This is a genomic window from Streptomyces sp. NPDC004134 (assembly GCF_042874195.1).
Lineage (GTDB): Bacteria > Actinomycetota > Actinomycetes > Streptomycetales > Streptomycetaceae > Streptomyces.
On sequence record NZ_JBIAMS010000015.1, the window covers coordinates 73,298 to 89,248 of the forward strand.

General features: G+C 74.8%; 16 protein-coding genes. 11 read left to right on the forward strand and 5 right to left on the reverse strand.

The features are described 5' to 3' along the window. The first annotated feature begins 91 nt into the window (after positions 1-91). The 5 genes from ACFYVJ_RS19875 to ACFYVJ_RS19895 all read left to right on the forward strand — a co-directional run bounded on the left by ACFYVJ_RS19875 (position 92) and on the right by ACFYVJ_RS19895 (position 4,865). Positions 92-490, forward strand: a complete 399-nt coding sequence (locus ACFYVJ_RS19875; protein WP_388893105.1) for a YidH family protein — start codon at positions 92-94, stop codon at positions 488-490. Next, on the forward strand, positions 487-795 hold the full coding sequence (locus ACFYVJ_RS19880; RefSeq protein WP_388893107.1) for a DUF202 domain-containing protein: 309 nt from the start codon (positions 487-489) through the stop codon (positions 793-795). The genes ACFYVJ_RS19875 and ACFYVJ_RS19880 overlap by 4 nt, the downstream gene beginning before the upstream one ends. Before the next feature lie 167 nt (positions 796-962). Further along, positions 963-2,330, forward strand: a complete 1,368-nt coding sequence (locus ACFYVJ_RS19885; protein ID WP_388893109.1) for an MBL fold metallo-hydrolase — start codon at positions 963-965, stop codon at positions 2,328-2,330. 285 nt (positions 2,331-2,615) lie between these two features. Then, complete coding sequence (locus tag ACFYVJ_RS19890; protein WP_388893111.1) at positions 2,616-3,635, forward strand: phosphotransferase family protein; 1,020 nt, start codon at positions 2,616-2,618, stop codon at positions 3,633-3,635. A gap of 6 nt (positions 3,636-3,641) precedes the next feature. Next, positions 3,642-4,865: an acyl-CoA dehydrogenase family protein gene (locus ACFYVJ_RS19895; RefSeq protein ID WP_388893113.1), complete on the forward strand. Its 1,224-nt coding sequence runs from the start codon at positions 3,642-3,644 to the stop codon at positions 4,863-4,865. A 70-nt stretch (positions 4,866-4,935) separates the two neighbouring features. Here ACFYVJ_RS19895 and ACFYVJ_RS19900 read toward each other — a convergent pair whose 3' ends face one another. Next, positions 4,936-5,529, reverse strand: coding sequence for a TetR/AcrR family transcriptional regulator (locus tag ACFYVJ_RS19900; protein WP_388893307.1), 594 nt, complete (start codon positions 5,527-5,529; stop codon positions 4,936-4,938). Between the two features lie 89 nt (positions 5,530-5,618). Next, positions 5,619-6,380 carry an SDR family oxidoreductase gene (locus tag ACFYVJ_RS19905; protein ID WP_388893115.1) on the reverse strand — a complete coding sequence of 254 codons (762 nt, stop codon included), beginning with the start codon at positions 6,378-6,380 and terminating at the stop codon, positions 5,619-5,621. 182 nt (positions 6,381-6,562) lie between these two features. Here ACFYVJ_RS19905 and ACFYVJ_RS19910 point away from each other — a divergent pair, with 182 nt between their 5' ends. After that, on the forward strand, positions 6,563-7,024 hold the full coding sequence (locus ACFYVJ_RS19910; protein WP_388893126.1) for a MaoC family dehydratase: 462 nt from the start codon (positions 6,563-6,565) through the stop codon (positions 7,022-7,024). 18 nt (positions 7,025-7,042) lie between these two features. Here the strand turns inward: ACFYVJ_RS19910 and ACFYVJ_RS19915 are convergent, their stop codons facing one another. Further along, the gene (locus tag ACFYVJ_RS19915; RefSeq protein WP_388893128.1) at positions 7,043-7,711 is read right to left on the reverse strand and encodes a TetR/AcrR family transcriptional regulator; all 669 of its coding nucleotides are present in this window, start codon (positions 7,709-7,711) and stop codon (positions 7,043-7,045) included. Positions 7,712-7,895: 184 nt separating this feature from the next. On the opposite strand from ACFYVJ_RS19915, the gene ACFYVJ_RS19920 reads away from it, so the two are divergent. The 5 genes from ACFYVJ_RS19920 (at position 7,896) to ACFYVJ_RS19940 (ending at position 12,556) form a co-directional block, all read left to right on the forward strand. Continuing rightward, complete coding sequence (locus ACFYVJ_RS19920) at positions 7,896-8,594, forward strand: TetR/AcrR family transcriptional regulator (protein ID WP_388893130.1); 699 nt, start codon at positions 7,896-7,898, stop codon at positions 8,592-8,594. A gap of 7 nt (positions 8,595-8,601) precedes the next feature. Then, complete coding sequence (locus tag ACFYVJ_RS19925) at positions 8,602-9,114, forward strand: DUF402 domain-containing protein (RefSeq protein ID WP_388893132.1); 513 nt, start codon at positions 8,602-8,604, stop codon at positions 9,112-9,114. 153 nt (positions 9,115-9,267) lie between these two features. Then, on the forward strand, positions 9,268-10,467 hold the full coding sequence (locus ACFYVJ_RS19930) for a MalY/PatB family protein (protein ID WP_388893134.1): 1,200 nt from the start codon (positions 9,268-9,270) through the stop codon (positions 10,465-10,467). Continuing rightward, a complete protein-coding gene (locus ACFYVJ_RS19935; protein ID WP_388893136.1) occupies positions 10,464-12,002 on the forward strand; it encodes an amidase in 1,539 nt (512 codons plus the stop codon). The genes ACFYVJ_RS19930 and ACFYVJ_RS19935 overlap by 4 nt, the downstream gene beginning before the upstream one ends. A 17-nt stretch (positions 12,003-12,019) precedes the next feature. After that, a complete protein-coding gene (locus ACFYVJ_RS19940; RefSeq protein WP_388893139.1) occupies positions 12,020-12,556 on the forward strand; it encodes a GNAT family N-acetyltransferase in 537 nt (178 codons plus the stop codon). A 195-nt stretch (positions 12,557-12,751) separates the two neighbouring features. On the opposite strand, the gene ACFYVJ_RS19945 is transcribed toward ACFYVJ_RS19940, so the two are convergent. Both ACFYVJ_RS19945 and ACFYVJ_RS19950 read right to left on the reverse strand, forming a co-directional pair. After that, positions 12,752-13,567 carry a ThuA domain-containing protein gene (locus tag ACFYVJ_RS19945; RefSeq protein WP_388893141.1) on the reverse strand — a complete coding sequence of 272 codons (816 nt, stop codon included), beginning with the start codon at positions 13,565-13,567 and terminating at the stop codon, positions 12,752-12,754. Continuing rightward, the gene (locus tag ACFYVJ_RS19950) at positions 13,564-15,795 is read right to left on the reverse strand and encodes a PQQ-dependent sugar dehydrogenase (protein ID WP_388893143.1); all 2,232 of its coding nucleotides are present in this window, start codon (positions 15,793-15,795) and stop codon (positions 13,564-13,566) included. The genes ACFYVJ_RS19945 and ACFYVJ_RS19950 overlap by 4 nt, the downstream gene beginning before the upstream one ends. Positions 15,796-15,951 lie beyond the last annotated feature (156 nt).

The window sequence follows — 15,951 nt, forward strand, 5'->3', positions numbered from 1 at the left end:
GTCAACCGCCGGGCGCCGGGCACTTTCCCCGGCCGCGGACGGGGCGGGTCGGCCGGGGGGTGCGCGGGGGCGTTCGGTTAGGGTCGGGGCCGTGAGCGACCCCGAACGTCCGTCCGCCGTGCGGCTGTGGTTCTCGCCCCGGCGGCTGCGCGCGGAGGGCCGCACGCCGGACTACCGCTTCTCGCTCGCCAACGAGCGGACGTTCCTCGCCTGGGTGCGGACCGCGCTGGCGCTCGTCGGCGGCGGCATCGCCGCGGACCAGTTCCTCACCGAGATGTCCCGCCCCTTCCGTACGGCCATCGCCGCGGTGCTGCTCGCGGGCGGGGCGGTCTGCGCGGTACGGGCCGTCAACCACTGGATCCGCTGCGAGCGCGCGATGCGCCGCGGCGAGGACCTGCCGGAGTCCCGCTTCCCCGGGCTGCTCGCCGTAGGCACGGCGGTGGCGGCGGTGGTGCTGATCGTCGTGGTGCTGGTCGGGGCCGGGCGGTGAGCGGCGCCCGGGACCCCGGGGCGCAGCCGGAGCGGACGCGGCTCGCGTGGCGGCGCACGACGCTGGCGTTCGCGGTCGTGGTGGTGCTGGAGCTGCGGCGGGTGGTAGCCGAGGGCGGCTCCGCGGGCGGGTACGCGGGGCTGTCGCTGGCGCTGTGCACGTGGCTGGCGTTCCTGGCGGTGGGCCAGCGCCGGATAAACCAACTGGCCGCCGCCGCACCGGCGGCGATGACCCCCGGGCTCGCGCTGGGCGCGGGCCTGTGCCTGGTGGCGTCCGCGACGTCCGCGGCCGTGCTGCTCATCTGACGCCGCCGTGGCCGCCGCCGGTACGCCCCCGCGTCCGAGCGCTCCGTCCGTACGCCCCGCCTCCGCTTCCGCGGCGCCGGCGGCGCGCCGTCCGTGCCGGCGCCTGGTCCTAAGCTCGCAGGCAGCACCGCAGCGCGGGCAGGAATGGTCTTGAGGGGGACATGCGCATGGGCGTGACCGTGCCACTGATCGTCGTGATGGGGGTGTCCGGCTGCGGCAAGACCACGGTGGGCCGGGAGCTGGCCGAGCGGCTGAACGTGCCGTACGCGGACGGCGCCGACATCGGCCGGGAGGCCGGCCTCTACCCCGCGGGCGGCGAGCCGCCCGACGAGGCCGTCGCCCGCTGGCTCCGCAGACGGGCCGCGAGCGGCGGCGTCGTCAGCCGGCCCGCGCTACGCCGCCGCGACCGCGACCGGCTCGCGGCGGCCGTGCCGGGGCTGTACTTCCTGCACCTGGACGGCTCGCGGCAGCTCGTCGGCGCGCGGCTGGCCGAGCGCAAGGAGCTGTTCGTGCCGCACGACGTGCTGGACGCGCAGTTCGCCGCCCTCGAACCGCTGGCGCCCGACGAGCACGGGGCGGCGGTCGGCATCGACGGCACCCCGGCGCAGATCGTCGACCGCGCGGTCGACGCCGCGCGCACGCCGTACTGCGTGCAGCTCGCCACCGGCGTGCACGCCTACGTCCAGCCGGACGGCGGCTGGTGCCTGAGCAACGCGGGCTTCGTCAGCGACGGCACGACGACGCTGCTCGTCGACACCGCCGCCACCGAGCCCCGGGCGAAGCTGCTGCGCGAGGCGGTCCTGGCCAGCGGGGCGCCCGACCCGGCGCTCGTCGTCAACACCCACCACCACGGCGACCACACGTACGGCAACAGCGTCTTCGCGCCCGCCACGGTCATCGGCCACGCCGCGTGCCGGCGGCAGGTGCTCGCCGCGGGGCGCCATCTGGAGCTGCTGTGGCCGGAGGTGGAGTACGGGGACGTGCGGCTGACGGCGCCGGACATGACGTACACGGAGTCGATGACGCTGACCGCGGGCGGCGCGGAGGTGCGGCTGCTGCACCCGGGCCCCGCGCACACGGTCGGCGACACGGTGGTCTGGCTGCCGGAGCAGCGGGTCGTGTTCGCGGGGGACATAGCGCTGTGCGGCGGTACGCCGTTCGTCGCGTTCGGCTCGCTCGGGGGGTCGCTGCGGGCGCTGGAGCACCTGCGGTCGCTGGGCGCGGAGACGGTGGTGCCGGGGCACGGGCCGGTGACGGACGCGGGGGTGTTCGACGCGGTGGAGCGGTACCTGCGGTACGTCGGCGAGCTGGCCGCGCAGGGCCGCGCGGCGGGCCGGACGCCGCTGCAGACGGCGCGGGCGGCGGACCCCGAGGCGTTCGCAGAACTGCGCGAGCCGGAGCGGCTGGTGGCGAACCTGCACCGGGCGTACAGCGAGCTGGCCGGCGAGCCGGAGGGCCGGCCGCTGGACGCGGCGGAGTACTTCGCGGACATGGCGGCGCTGAACGGCGGCGAGATGATGCCCTGTCATGCGTAGCGCCCGCGACGCGCGCGGCGGCGGGCCACGGCGGCCGGATCCCGGAACGTACGAGTGCGGCCGGACGCGACCCGCGGAGTCCGGCGTGCACGGCCCGCGCCGCGGCCGTTACCGGACCGCGCCTGCGGCGCACGCGGGAGCGGCCCGTGCACCGGCCGCCGGGTCATGCCTGCTGTCGCATGGCCCGCCGGCTGCACGCCTGCGGTCGCGGGCGGTGCGGTCTGGACTGCATACCGACCGGTCGGCATTATGGTGGCCCGCCGACCCGCCCCCGGAGGACCCCGTATGAGCGACGACCACCCGCCCGGCCTCAACCCCGGCGCGCTGCGCCGGTACCTCGACACGCAGCTCCCCGGGCTCGTCCGCGGCGGGCTCCACGCCCGGCTCATCGAGGGCGGCAGGTCCAACCTCACGTACGACGTCACCGACGGCACCGGCCGCTGGGTCGTCCGCCGCCCCCCGCTCGGCCATGTCCTCGCCACCGCGCACGACATGGCCCGCGAGCACCGCGTGCTGACCGCCCTGCACCCCACCCCCGTCCCCGTACCGCGGACGCTGCTGCTCTGCACCGACGAGACCGTGCTCGGCGCCCCCTTCTACGTCATGGAGTACGTCCCCGGCACCGTCTACCGCACGTCGGGGCAGCTCGCGCCGCTCGGCCCCGCGCGCACCCGCGCCGTGGTCGAAGGGCTCGTCGACACCCTGGTCCGCCTGCACGCCGTCGACCCCGCCGCCGCGGGGCTCGCCGGCTTCGGCCGCCCCGACGGCTTCCTGGAACGCCAGCTCCGCCGCTGGAGCAAGCAGCTCGACGCCTCCCGCAGCCGCGAGCTGCCCGGCATCGACGAACTGCACGACGCCCTCGCACGCGACCTGCCGCCCGCCGTCGCACCCGCCGTCGTCCACGGCGACTACCGCCTCGACAACGTCCTCGTCGACGCCGCGGGCACCGTGACCGCCGTCCTGGACTGGGAGATGTCGACGCTCGGCGACCCGCTCACGGACCTCGGCCTGCTCGCCATGTACAGCACACCGGCCGGCGCCGACTCCCCCATCGCCACCACGACGGACGCCCCGGGACACCCGGCCGCCGCCGAGATCGTCGCGCGCTACGCCGAACGTTCCGGCCGCGACGTCTCCCGCGTCGCCTGGTACACGGCCTTCGCGTACTTCAAGCTCGCCGTGATCCTGGAGGGCATCCACTACCGCTTCACGCTCGGCCAGACCGTCGGCGCCGGCTTCGACCGCATCGGCGAGCTCGTGCCCCGCTTCATCGCGGGCGGCCGCATCACTCTGCAGGAAGGCTGACCGGCCATGGACTTCGCACTCGACGCGCGCACCGAGGAACTGCGCGAGCGCCTGCTCGCGTTCATGACCGAGCACGTCTTCCCCTCCGAGCCCGTCGCCGCCGCGCAGCTCGCCGGGCAGGACGATCCATGGGTGCACCCGCCGGTCGTGGCCGAGTTGCGCGCCGAGGCGCGCAGGCGCGGGCTGTGGAACCTCTTCCTCCCCGACACCGGGTACGGGGCGGGCCTGACGAACCTGCAGTACGCGCCGCTCGCCGAGATCACCGGCCGCAGCCCGCACCTGGCGCCGCTGGCGCTCAACTGCAGCGCGCCGGACACCGGGAACATGGAGCTGCTGGCCCAGTTCGCCACCGCCGAGCAGCGCGCGCGGTGGCTGGAGCCGCTGCTGGAGGGGCGCATCCGCTCGGCGTTCGCGATGACCGAGCCGGCGGTCGCCTCCTCCGACGCCACGAACATCGAGACCAGGATCGAGCGGGACGGCGACTCGTACGTCCTCGACGGCCGCAAGTGGTACATCTCCGGGGCGATGAACCCCGACTGCGCGGTGTTCATCGTCATGGGCAAGACCGACCCGCACGGCACCGATCCCCGCCGCCAGCAGTCCATGGTCCTGGTGCCGCGCGACGCCCCCGGCCTCACCGTCCGCCGCGCCATGCGGGTCTACGGCTTCGAGGACCATCTGCACGGCGGCCACGCCGAGATCGTGCTCGACGGCGTACGGGTCCCGGCGGCGAACCTCGTCGGCGAGGAGGGCGGCGGCTTCGCCATCGCGCAGGCGCGGCTGGGCCCCGGCCGCATCCACCACTGCATGCGGCTGATCGGCATGGCGGAGCGGGCGATCGAGCTGATGTGCCGGCGGGCGGTGGAGCGTTCGGCGTTCGGCAAGGAGCTGGCGCGGCAGGGCGTGGTGCAGACGTGGATCGCGGACGCGCGGGTGGCGGTGGAGCAGTTGCGGCTGCTGGTCCTGAAGACCGCGTGGCTGATGGACACGGTCGGCAACCGCGGCGCGCACACCGAGATCCAGGCCATCAAGATCGCCGTGCCCCGGGAGGTCACCGGCATCCTGGACCGCGCGGTCCAGTTGCACGGCGCGGCGGGCGTCAGCCAGGACACGCCGCTGGCCGAGCTGTGGGCGTCGGCGCGCACGCTGCGGCTGGCGGACGGTCCGGACGAGGTGCACCAGCGGTCGCTGGCCCGGCGCGAGCTGCGGAAGTACGCGCCGGGCGGGTGAGCGTGCGCCGTACGGGCAGGGTGCGCGTGGCTCCGTACGGCCGCGCCCCTTCCGCCCTCCGGCTCCGGCGCTATGGGCGCAGGGCGCGCATCAGCAGCTCCGCCAGGTGGTCGCCGACGTCTCGCGCCGACATCGGCCCGTCCGGGCGGTACCAACTGCCCAGGTGGTGCAGCGCGCCGAAGTGGTAGTCGACCACCAGGTCGGCCGGGGTGGCGGTGGAGAACACGCCGCCGGCCTGGCCCTCCTCGATCAGGCCGCGGAAGCGCTCGTGGTAGCGGCGCCGCTCGGCCCGAACCTCCTTGTACTTCTCCGGGCTGAGCATGTGCATCGAGCGGAAGAAGATGAGGGCGTCCTCGTGGTGGTCGACGGTGGTGACCACCACGTCCGCCGCTGCCTCCCGCAGCCGCTGCTCGACCGGGGCGTCCAGTGCGGCGAAGTGGTCGAGGCGCTCCTGCTGGAGCCGCAGCAGGCGGCCGTAGATCTCGTGCAGGAGGTCGTCCTTGGAGCCGAAGTAGTGGTAGAGGGCGCCCTTGGTGACGCCCGCGGCCTCGACGATCTCCTGCACCGAGGTGCGGTCGAAACCCCGCTCCGCGAAGAGCCTCGTGGCGGCGGCGAGCAGCCGCTCCGGCACCGTCCCGCTGTTCCCGCCCGTCGTCGTCGCCATGTCCTCGCCCTTCGTCGTCCCGGCCTCCAGTGTCGGTCCCGGCACCCCGGCCCGTCCCGGCCTCCCGGAAGGTCCCCGGGCCGCCCGGGTCAGCCCCGGCCCTCCTCCAGTGTCCGCTGCAGCCGGTTCATCCCGCTCAGCCAGCGGTCCGGGTCGGTGGCGCGCAGCGCGCTGTGACCGGCGACCTCGGCGTGCGGCAGGATCAGGAACCGGTCCTCCGCGATGCCGGCCAGTACGGCGTCGGCGACCTGCGCCGGCTCGATGGCGCCGGGGACGAGGACGAGGTCGCCCGCGGCGCCGGTGGCGCGGAGCATGTCGGTGCGTACGCCCTGGGGGCAGACCGCGTGCACGGAGATGCCGCGGTGGCGGTACGTCAGGGAGAGCCACTCGGCGAAGGCGAGCGCGGCGTGCTTGGTGACCGCGTACGGGGCGGCGGCGACCATCGACAGCAGGCCGGCGGCCGAGACGGTGGCGACGAACCGGCCCTCGCCGCGCTCCAGCCACTCCGGCACCAGCTCGCGCGCGGCGCGCACGTGGGCCATCACGTTGACGTCCCAGGCGGCGGACCACTCGTCGTCCGGGGCCTCGGGGCCGCCGCCGGCGGCGAGGCCGGCGTTGGCGCAGAAGAGGTCGACGCCGCCGAGCGCCTCGCGGGCGGCGGGTACGGCGCCGGAGGCGTCGCCCGGCAGCGCCACGCCGCCGATCTCGGCGGCGACGGCGCGGGCTCTGGCGGCGTCCAGGTCGTTGACGGCGACGCGGGCGCCCTCGGCGGCGAGCCGCCGCGCCAGCGCCGCGCCGATGCCGGCGCCGCCTCCGGTGACCACTGCCCGCGCGTCCCGCACGCTGCCCACGGTGCCCGCCTCCCCACGGTTGCCGGTACGGCGCAGACTAACCGGTCGGTATGCCGGGGGGAAGGCCGCCGGCGCGGGTCCGCCCCCGGCGCGGGGCCGTTGACACGGCCCCGTAGCCCGACCATGCTAAGCAGTCGCTTAGACGATCCCGACGCACCCTCGCCCGCCCCGGGAGGCACGCCATGGCAGAGCCCCGCACGTTCACCTCGGTCGAGGAGCTGAAGGGCGCGGTGGGCGAGGAGTTGGGGTATACGGACTGGGTCGAGATCGACCAGCGGCGCGTCGACCTCTTCGCCGAGGCGACCGGGGACCACCAGTGGATCCACGTCGACCCGGAGCGGGCCGCCGGGGGCCCGTTCGGCGGGACCATCGCGCACGGCTACCTCACGCTCTCGCTGCTGCCGCTCTTCGGCCCGCAGCTCATCGACGTCGCCGGCGTGCGCATGGGCGTCAACTACGGCACGAACAAGGTCCGGTTCCCCGCGCCCGTGCCCGTCGGCTCCCGGCTGCGGGCGTCCGCGACGATCACGGACGCCGCCGAGGCCGGGGACGGCGTGCAGCTCACCCTGCGGTACACGGTCGAGCGCGAGGGCGGCGAGAAGCCCGTGTGCGTCGCGGAGTCGGTGGTCCGCTACTACTTCTGACCACCCGCCCCCGGCCGGCTACTTGCGGGCGCCCCGCTTCCGGCCGCTCCGCTTCGGTGCTGCCGGCGCGGCCGGTGCGGCCGGTGCGGCGACCATCCGGCCGACCAGGTCCGCGTACAGCGCCGCCAGCTCGTCCGGCGGCCTGCTGCCCGACGCGCTGAACCACCGGGCCACGTCCACGCACAGCGACAGCACCGCCAGCGCCGTCCCCGGCACGTCGGCCACCGCGAACTCGCCGTCCCGTACGCCGTCCTCGATGATCCCCCGCACCAGCCGGTCGATGTCCCGCCGCAGCGCGACGATCTCCGCGTAGTGCTCCTCGCCGAGGGCCGCCAGCTCGTACTGCACCACGCGCGCCGTCGTGTGGTGCTCCGCGTGCCAGCGCGCGAAAGCCCGTACGGCGCGCGCCAGCCGCTCGCCCGCCGGGCCCTCGGACTCCGCCGCCGCGGCGATGATCGCCCGCGCCCGCTCGTGGCCGACCCGGCTGATCCGGAAGAGCAGCTCTTCCTTGGTCTTGAAGTGGATGTACAGCGCGGCAGGGCTCATCCCGGCGCGGCCGGCGATGTCGCGGGTGGTGGTGGCGTGGTAGCCGCGCTCCGCGAAGGCTTCGACGCCCGCGGTGAGCAGCCGCTGCGCCGCCTCCGGCTCGACGCCGCCCCAGGCCGCGGGCTCCTGGCCGTCCTGCATACTCGCTCTCCGCTCTCCCGGGTGCAGCGGAGAACACCCTACCCCCGGTACTGAGCAAGCGCTTAGGGCCGTGCGGGCCGGGCGTGACACCCGCCGCCCGGCCGCGGCGGGCCCTCGGATCCGGCCCGTGACCTCGCCATTGGAGCCGCTGGTTTCCGCGGCGCGCGCCTCTAAAATGTGCCGCATGGCCCGCCCCCGCAAGCCCCTGCTGAGCCGCGAGCGCATCGTCACGGCGGCGCTCGCCCTCGTCGACGCCGAGGGGCTGCAGGCCGTGTCCACCCGGCGGCTCGCGGCCGAGTTGGGGGTCAGCGGCCCTTCGCTCTACAACCACTTCACGACGAAGGACGAACTGCTGGACGCCGCGGTCGACGCCGTGGTCGCCGAAGTCGACCTGTCGATGTTCGCGGACGGCCTGCCGTGGCCCGAGGCGCTGCTGGCCTGGGCGAGGTCGTACCGGGCGGCGCTGGCCGCGCACCCGAACATCGTGCCCGTGCTCGCCCAGGGGCCCGGCCGCAGGCCGGCGGCGCTGCGGCTGGCGGACGCCGTCTTCGGCGGCATGGTCGCGGCGGGCTGGCCGCCCGCGCAGGCCACCCGGGTCGGCGCGCTGATGCGCTACTACGTGGCCGGATCCGCGCTGGGCTCGTTCGCGGGCGGCTTCGTCGCCGACCCGGCGGCGTACGACCCGGCGGACTACCCGCACCTCGGCCGGGCGCATCTGCTGGCGGAGCACCGCCGGGAGGTGGACGAGGGCGCGTTCGAGTCCGGGCTGCGAGCGCTCGTGGACGGGCTGAAATTGCAGTTCGCCCAGCTCAGCGGGCAGCCGTCGATCCGGGGCGGGCCCGGCGCGGGGGTGCCGCCCGCCGGGCCGCGGGCGGGGCTATGATCCCGCAATGGCCGACCTGGTACGCGTGATCTACCGCAAGTACGACGGCACCCTCCACTGGAACTCGACCATGCGCCGGCTCGGCGAGGACGAGCACGGCGTGTGGCTCGGCCAGCCCCCGGGCGGCACGACACGCAAGGGCACCGGCCCGCCCGTGATCTTCGAGTGCGCGCACGTGGCGCTCTTCCCCCGCGACGCCTGGTGGACCGCCGAGTTCAACGCCCCGCCGCGGCGCACCGACCTCTACGCGGACATCACCACGCCGCCGCGCTGGCGCTCGGCCGCCGAGGTCACGATGGTCGACCTGGACCTCGACGTCGCCCGGCGGCGCGGGGAGCACGAGCCGCGGCTGCTGGACGAGGACGAGTTCGCCGACCACCGGGTGCGCTACGGCTACTCGGCGGAGACCGTGGCGCAGGCGACGGCGTCGGCCGAGTGGCTGATGGCGGCGGTGGCGGCGGGCGCGGAGCCGTTCGCCGGGGCGTACCGGCACTGGCTCGAACAGGTGGCGGACGGCTAGCTCGGACCGCGCGTCCCGGCCGGCGGGCAGCCCTCGCGCCGGGAGGCGTGAATTCGCAGGTCCGGTGTCGGTGGGCCGACCTACCATGGCGGGCATGGCCGAGTCGAACACCTTCGTACGCCCCCGCCCGCCACGCCCCGCCGGCGGGCGCCGATGAGCGCCGGGACGCAGGCCGCCCCGGTGGCCGATCCGCTGCGCGGGCCGACGCTCGCGGAGCTGCGCCGGCGGACGTCGGTGAAGTGGCGGGCGTACCCGCCCGACGTGCTGCCGCTCTGGGTCGCCGAGATGGACACGCAGCTCGCCGCGCCCGTCGCCGAGGCGGTGCGCACGGCGATCGACCTGGGCGACACGGGGTACGCGACCGTCGAGCCGTACGCGGAGGCGGTGGCGGAGTTCGCCGGGCGCCGCTGGGACTGGCGGGTGCCGACCGATCGGATAGCCCTGGTGCCGGACGTGATGCGCGGCATCGCCGAGGTGCTGAAGCTGGTCACGGCCCCGGACGACGTGGTCGTCGTCAACTCCCCGGTCTACCCGCCGTTCTACGCCTACACCGAGCACATGGGCCTGCGCGTGGTCGAGGCCCCGCTGGGCGGGGACGGGCGCATCGACTTCGCCGCGCTGGCGGAGGCGTTCACCGCCGCGCGCGCCGGCGGTCACCGCGCGGCGTACCTGCTGTGCAGCCCGCACAACCCGACCGGCACCGTGCACACCGCCGCCGAGCTGGCGCGGGTCGCCGCGCTCGCCGGGGAGCACGGGGTGCGGGTCGTCGCCGACGAGATACATGCCCCGCTCGTGCCGCCGGGCGCGCGGCACGTCCCGTATCTGACCGTGCCGGGCGCGGAGCGCGGGTTCGCGCTGCTGTCGGCGTCCAAGGCGTGGAACCTCGCGGGGCTGAAGTCCGCGGTCGCCGTCGCGGGCCCGGAGTCGGCGGGTGAACTGGCGCTGCTGCCGCAGGAGATGTCGCACGGAGCGAGCCACCTCGGCGCCCTCGCGCACGTGGCCGCGTTCCGGCACGGCGGCCCGTGGCTGGACGCGCTGCTCGCCGGGCTCGACGAGAACCGGCGGCTGCTCGGGCGGCTGCTGGCGGAGCGGCTGCCGGGGGTGGGGTACCACGTTCCGGACGGTACGTTCCTGGCCTGGCTGGACTGCCGCGCGCTGGGGCTCGGGGACGATCCGGCGGCGGTGTTCCTGGAGCGCGGGCGGGTGGCGCTGGCGTCGGGCATCCCGTTCGGCACGGGCGGCGCGGGGCACGCGCGGCTCAACTTCGCCACCTCGCCCGAGGTGCTGACCGAGGCGGTGGACCGGATGGCCACCGCCGTGGACGCGTCGCCCGAGCCGGAAGGCAGGCCATGACCGACGACATGACGGCGGACCGCCGGGACGACAAGGCGGCCGGCAAGCCCGGCCGCGCGGCACGGCGCGGCGCTCCTGGCGCGGGAGCGCGTACGGCCGGGGCCGCGACGCCCGCGGACCGCCCGCCTGTGCACGCCTTCCGGGACGACGCCCTCGGCGCGCACGACGCCGTCGCCCTCGCCGCGCTCGTCCGCGACGGCGAGGTCGGTGCCGGGGAGCTGGCCCGGGCCGCGGTGGAGCGGATCCGGCTCGTCGACCCCGAGTTGCACGCGGTCGCCGTGCCGGCCTACGACACGTACGAGACGGGCGGTGCGGCCACGGGACCGCTCGCGGGCGTGCCCACGCTCCTGAAGGACAACACCGACTACGGCGGCCTCCCCACCGGCCACGGCAGCGCTGCCTTCACGCCGCAGGCCGCGCCGCGGCACGCGCCGTTCACACGCCAGTTCCTGAGCACCGGCATGACGTTCCTCGGCAAGACCCGGCTGCCGGAGTTCGGCTTCAACGCCAGCACCGAGTACGAGGACGACGAGCCGGTCCGCAACCCCTGGCACCCCTCCTACTCCCCCGGCGGCTCCTCCGGCGGCAGCGCCGCGCTCGTCGCCGCCGGCGCCGTGCCGATCGCGCACGCCAACGACGGCGGCGGCTCCATCCGCATCCCCGCCGCGTGCTGCGGGCTCGTCGGCCTCAAGCCGACCCGGGGCCGGGTCGTGGCCAACGAGACGGGCCGCAGGCTGCCCATCGACATGGTGGGCGACGGGGTGCTGAGCCGGTCCGTGCGCGACACCGCCGCGTTCCTCGCCGCGGCAGAACGGCACTGGCGCAACCCGCGCATGCCCCCGCTGGGCCTGGTCGAGGGCCCGGGCACGCGCCGGCTGCGGATCGGCCTGGTGGCCGAGTCGCCGACCGGCACGCCGACCGACGCCGCCACGCGCGCGGCCGTCGCGGCGGTCGCCACCGCGCTGTCGGGGCAGGGCCACACCGTCGAGACCTACGCGCTGCCGCTCGACGGCCACTTCGAGCAGGACTTCATCGCGTACTGGGGGCTGCTCGCGTTCCTCGCCGGCGCGGGCGGCCGGTTCGTGTACGACCGGCACTTCGACGCGCGCCGGATGGACGGCCTCAGCAAGGGCCTGCGGTCGACGTACCTGCGCCGGATGCACACCACCCCGGCGTTCCTGCGCCGCCTGCGCCGCGCGGCGGACGAGGCGTACGACGCGGCCCTCACGCGCTACGACGTGCTGCTGTCCCCGGTCCTCGCGCACACCACCCCGCGCCTGGGCCACCTGTCGCCGAACGTCCCGTACGAGGAGCTGCTGAACCGCCTGCGCGCGTACGTGGCCTTCACCCCCATCAACAACATCAACGGCAGCCCCGCGATCTCCCTCCCCGCCCCGGCCACGGAGCCCGCGCCCGCGGGCGGCATACCGGTGGGCGTGATGCTCTCGGCGGCCCACGGTGACGAACGCACCCTGCTGGAGCTGGCCTTCGCGCTGGAGGCCGACCTGCCCTGGCGCCGGATCCAGGACGCCTGAGAGAACGGGGAAGCCGGATGGTCTTCGGAAAGCTGGTGAAGCTGCGGGCGTTCGAGCCCGCGGAGGCGGACGCGCTGTGGCGGTGGAACCACGACCCCGACGTGATGCGCTGGATGGACGACGGCTACGCGGCGTCCCTGGCGCGGGTCCGCCGGAACCTGGAGGAGCGCCCCCCGAACGTGTACGGCGACGTGCTGTACGCGGTCGAAGTGCTGGCCGACGGCGCGCTGATCGGCCTCGTCCGGCTGCGCGACGCCGAGCCCGAGACGGGCCTGGCTGAGCTGGACGTCTACCTCGGCGAGAAGGAGTACTGGGGCCGCGGTTACGCCACCGACGCGCTGCGCGCGGTATGCCGCTTCGGCTTCGAGGACATGCGGCTGCACAAGATCTCGCTGACGGTGGTGACCGAGAACCACGCGGCGATCAGCGTGTACAAGAAGGTGGGCTTCGTGGAGGAGGGCCGGCTGCGGTCCGTGTTCCGGCGGGACGGGCGCTGGTACGACCAGTTCACGATGGGGCTGCTGGAAGGCGAACTGCTGGACGACAGGCCGTAGCACCGGCACCGGGCACCTGCCCCGGCACGGCACCGGCGCACCGGGCACCTGCCCCGCACGGACCAGGTGCCCGGCCGGGACGGCCGGGCACCTGGGTGCGGCGGGGGTGGATCGGCGTTCCGCCCCGCGCCGGCCGGCCCGGGGGCCGGGCCGTCGCCGCCGCCCCTCGCGACGGCGACGGGTCTCGGGGCGGGCTCAGCCGCAGTCGGCCTCCACCGCGCCCGCCGACCAGCGGACGCCGCCGAGGAGGTGGCGGACGAAGTCCGGCTCCGCGTACGACTCGGCGGTGTGGCCGCCGCCGGTGTAGAACGACCGGCCGCCCTCGTACTCCTGGCACCAGGCGATGGGGTGGTCCTCGCCCATCTGCCCGCCGCTGTAGGTCGACTCGTCGAGCGTGGCCAGCACGTGCGCGGTGTCGCGCGCGTTGGCCCGGTAGTCGTACCACTCGTCGTTGCGGACCCACTGGTCGTCCAGGTGCGCGGTGGCGTCGTGCGCGTGGTCCTCCACGTTCACCGTGGCCTGCTGGATCGCCGGATGGGAGGCGAACCAGGCGCCGACCAGCTCGCCGTAGAACGGCCAGCCGTACTCGGTGTCGGCGGCGGCGTGGATGCCCATGTAGCCGCCGCCTCCCCTGATGTAGCCCTCGAACGCGGCCTGCTGGGTCCCGTCGAGCACGTCGCCCGTCGTGTGCAGGAAGACGACCGACTCGTACTGGGCGAGGTTCGCCGCCGTGAACGCCCCCGCGTCCTCCGTGGCCGTGACCGAGAAGTCGTTCTCGGTGCCCAGTTCGGTGAGCGCCGCGACGCCCTCGTCGATCGAGTCGTGCCGGAAGCCGGCCGTCTTGGAGAAGACCAGCACGTCGAAGGCGGCGGCCTGCTCGGCGGCGGGCGATGCCGGTGCGGGTGCCGCCGTCGCGCCGCTTGTCGGTAACGCCGCCGCGGCGCACAGCAGTGCGCAGGCCGCGGCCGGGATGGCGAGCCGCCCGGCCCGCCGCTTCTTGTTGTCGGTCACTGTTCGCCTCCGGATCCGAGGGTGAAGGAGTCGACGGTGAAGGGCGCGTCGCCCGCGCCCGTGAAGACCAGTTGCAGCGTCGTGGTCTCCGCCGGCGCGTCGGCCAGCGTGGTGGTCACGTCCTCGTACGCGTCCGCGCCCCCGGTCGCCGGCACGTCGGCGGTGCCGAGCAGCGCGCCGTCCGGCGCCCCGGCGCGTACCTCGATCGCACCGCCCGCCGCCGCCGCGGCCACGCGGGCGGTGAACTCGCCGTCCTCGACCAGGTACGGGCTGAACGCGATCCAGTCGCCGTCGTCGATGCCGCCGAGGCGCGCGCCGCCCTCCGCTGCCGCGGCCTGCTCGGCCTCGACGCCCTCGGCGGTCTTGAAGTGCTCCGCCTGCCGGTGCCGGGGCTGCGCGAGGTGCTGGTCGGTGACGGTGGTGCCGTCCGCGTCGGTGTACTTGGCGGTGAAGACGCCGAAGATGTTGGCGCTCACGTCGTGTCCGCCGTCCGTGGGCGTCTGCAGGGTGCCGGAGCAGCCCGCGGCGGACGCGAGGTGGTGGGCGTGCGAGTCGTGGCCCAGCAGGTAGTCGAGGGTCACCTTCGAGCAGTCGACCTCGCCGCCGCCGGGATCGGTCACCTCGATCTCGAACGGCACGGCGTCGCCGAACTCGAAGAGCTGCCCGTCGCCCGGCAGCCGCAGCTCCACGGAGGCGGCGCTCTCGGCCGGCGCGCTGCCACTGTCCGCGCCGCCCGCCTTCACCACCTCCGGCTTCCCGCCCGCCTCGGCTCCGGCCGCCTGCCCCGCCGGTACGTGCTCGATGCGGTAGAGCGCGCTTGAGGCGTCCCCGCTGCCGAAGCCGGTGCCGTAGTCCAGGACGTACAGCGCGCCGTCGGGGCCGAAGGCCATGTCCATCACCTGCGTGCCGGACCAGGGGAAGGCGTTGATGGACTGGACCCCGCCGGAGCCGTCGACCTTGATGTTCTTGATCCAGCGGCGGCCGAATTCGCCGGCGAAGTAGTCGCCGTCGAACTCCTCGGGGAACTTCACGGCCGAGTCGAGGCCCGCGTCGTAGTTGTAGACGGGGCCGCCCATGGGGGATTCCGAGCCGTTGCCGAACTCGGGGACGGAGTTTCCGTCGTAGGGGATCCACGCCGCCTGGGCGGGCGGCAGTTCGGTCAGTCCTGTGTTGTGCGGCGAGTTGTTGACGGGCGCGCCGCAGTTGTACGTGCCGCCGGAGGAGCCGTTGCCGAAGTCGTATTCGACATAGGCGTCGTTGTCGCCGGTGCAGTAGGGCCAGCCGAAGTTGCCGGGCTCGGTGATGCGGTTGAACTCGACCTGGCCGCCCGGGCCGCGGGTGGCGCTGGCGGTGCCGGCGTCGGGGCCGTAGTCACCGAGGTAGACGACGCCGGTCGCTTTGTCGACGCTCATCCGGAACGGGTTGCGGAAGCCCATGGCGTAGATCTCGGGCCTGGTCTTCTCCGTGCCGGGCGCGAAGAGGTTGCCGTCCGGGATGTCGTACGAGCCGTCCGCGTTGACCTTGATCCGCAGGACCTTGCCGCGCAGGTCGTTGGTGTTGCCGGCGGAGCGCTGGGCGTCGAACGCGGGGTTCCGGTCGGCGCGTTCGTCGATCGGCGTGTAGCCGTCGGAGGCGAAGGGGTTGGTGTCGTCGCCGGTGGACAGGTACAGGTTGCCCTGCGCGTCGAAGTCGATGTCGCCGCCGACGTGACAGCACTGGCCGCGGGAGGTCGGGACCTCCAGCACGGTGACCTCGCTGCCCATGTCCAGCGTGCCGTTCGCGCTCAGCACGAACCGCGAGAGCCGGTTCACGCCGTCGAAGCGGGCGAAGTCGGCGGGGCTGCCGGTCTCGGGGGCGCCGCCGCCGGGGGTGTTCAGGGGCGGGGCGTAGAAGAGGTAGACGAAGCGGTTGGACGCGAAGCCGGGGTCGGCGGCGACGCCTTGCAGGCCCTCCTCGTCGTTGGTGTAGACGGGGAGCTTGCCCGCGATGCTGGTGTCGCCGTTGGCGTTGGTCAGGCGCAGCGTGCCGTCGCGCGCGGTGTGCAGCACCGACCTGTCGGGCAGTACGGCCAGCGACATGGGCTCGCCCATGTCGGGAACGCCCTTGGCGAGTTCGACCTGCCGGAACTCCGCCGCCGCGGCCCGCGGCGGGGCGGCCGTGGCCGTCTGCGTGACGGTGAGCGCGACCACGCCCGACGTCACGAGCAGGCCGCCTGACAATGCGGCCATGACCTTTCTCAGTTTCCTGTGCACGCGCTTCCTCCGTGGAGAGGTCGGTGGGGGGTTGCACAGGCGCGCGCCGTCGCGCCACGGGGCGGCGTCGTCCTCAGGAGGGGGGTGACAACGCAGTCCCGGTCTGACCGGTCCGCATCAAGTTAACTTCTT

Excerpts from the sequence above, each read along its gene's own strand:
- ACFYVJ_RS19885 (WP_388893109.1), top strand. The coding sequence starts at position 963 with ATGGGCGTGACCGTGCCACTGATCGTCGTGATGGGGGTGTCCGGCTGC.
- ACFYVJ_RS19890 (WP_388893111.1), top strand. The coding sequence starts at position 2,616 with ATGAGCGACGACCACCCGCCCGGCCTCAACCCCGGCGCGCTGCGCCGG.
- ACFYVJ_RS19895 (WP_388893113.1), top strand. The coding sequence starts at position 3,642 with ATGGACTTCGCACTCGACGCGCGCACCGAGGAACTGCGCGAGCGCCTG.
- ACFYVJ_RS19900 (WP_388893307.1), bottom strand. The coding sequence starts at position 5,529 with ATGGCGACGACGACGGGCGGGAACAGCGGGACGGTGCCGGAGCGGCTG.
- ACFYVJ_RS19910 (WP_388893126.1), top strand. The coding sequence starts at position 6,563 with ATGGCAGAGCCCCGCACGTTCACCTCGGTCGAGGAGCTGAAGGGCGCG.
- ACFYVJ_RS19915 (WP_388893128.1), bottom strand. The coding sequence starts at position 7,711 with ATGCAGGACGGCCAGGAGCCCGCGGCCTGGGGCGGCGTCGAGCCGGAG.
- ACFYVJ_RS19920 (WP_388893130.1), top strand. The coding sequence starts at position 7,896 with ATGGCCCGCCCCCGCAAGCCCCTGCTGAGCCGCGAGCGCATCGTCACG.
- ACFYVJ_RS19925 (WP_388893132.1), top strand. The coding sequence starts at position 8,602 with ATGGCCGACCTGGTACGCGTGATCTACCGCAAGTACGACGGCACCCTC.
- ACFYVJ_RS19930 (WP_388893134.1), top strand. The coding sequence starts at position 9,268 with ATGAGCGCCGGGACGCAGGCCGCCCCGGTGGCCGATCCGCTGCGCGGG.
- ACFYVJ_RS19935 (WP_388893136.1), top strand. The coding sequence starts at position 10,464 with ATGACCGACGACATGACGGCGGACCGCCGGGACGACAAGGCGGCCGGC.
- ACFYVJ_RS19940 (WP_388893139.1), top strand. The coding sequence starts at position 12,020 with ATGGTCTTCGGAAAGCTGGTGAAGCTGCGGGCGTTCGAGCCCGCGGAG.
- ACFYVJ_RS19950 (WP_388893143.1), bottom strand. The coding sequence starts at position 15,795 with ATGGCCGCATTGTCAGGCGGCCTGCTCGTGACGTCGGGCGTGGTCGCG.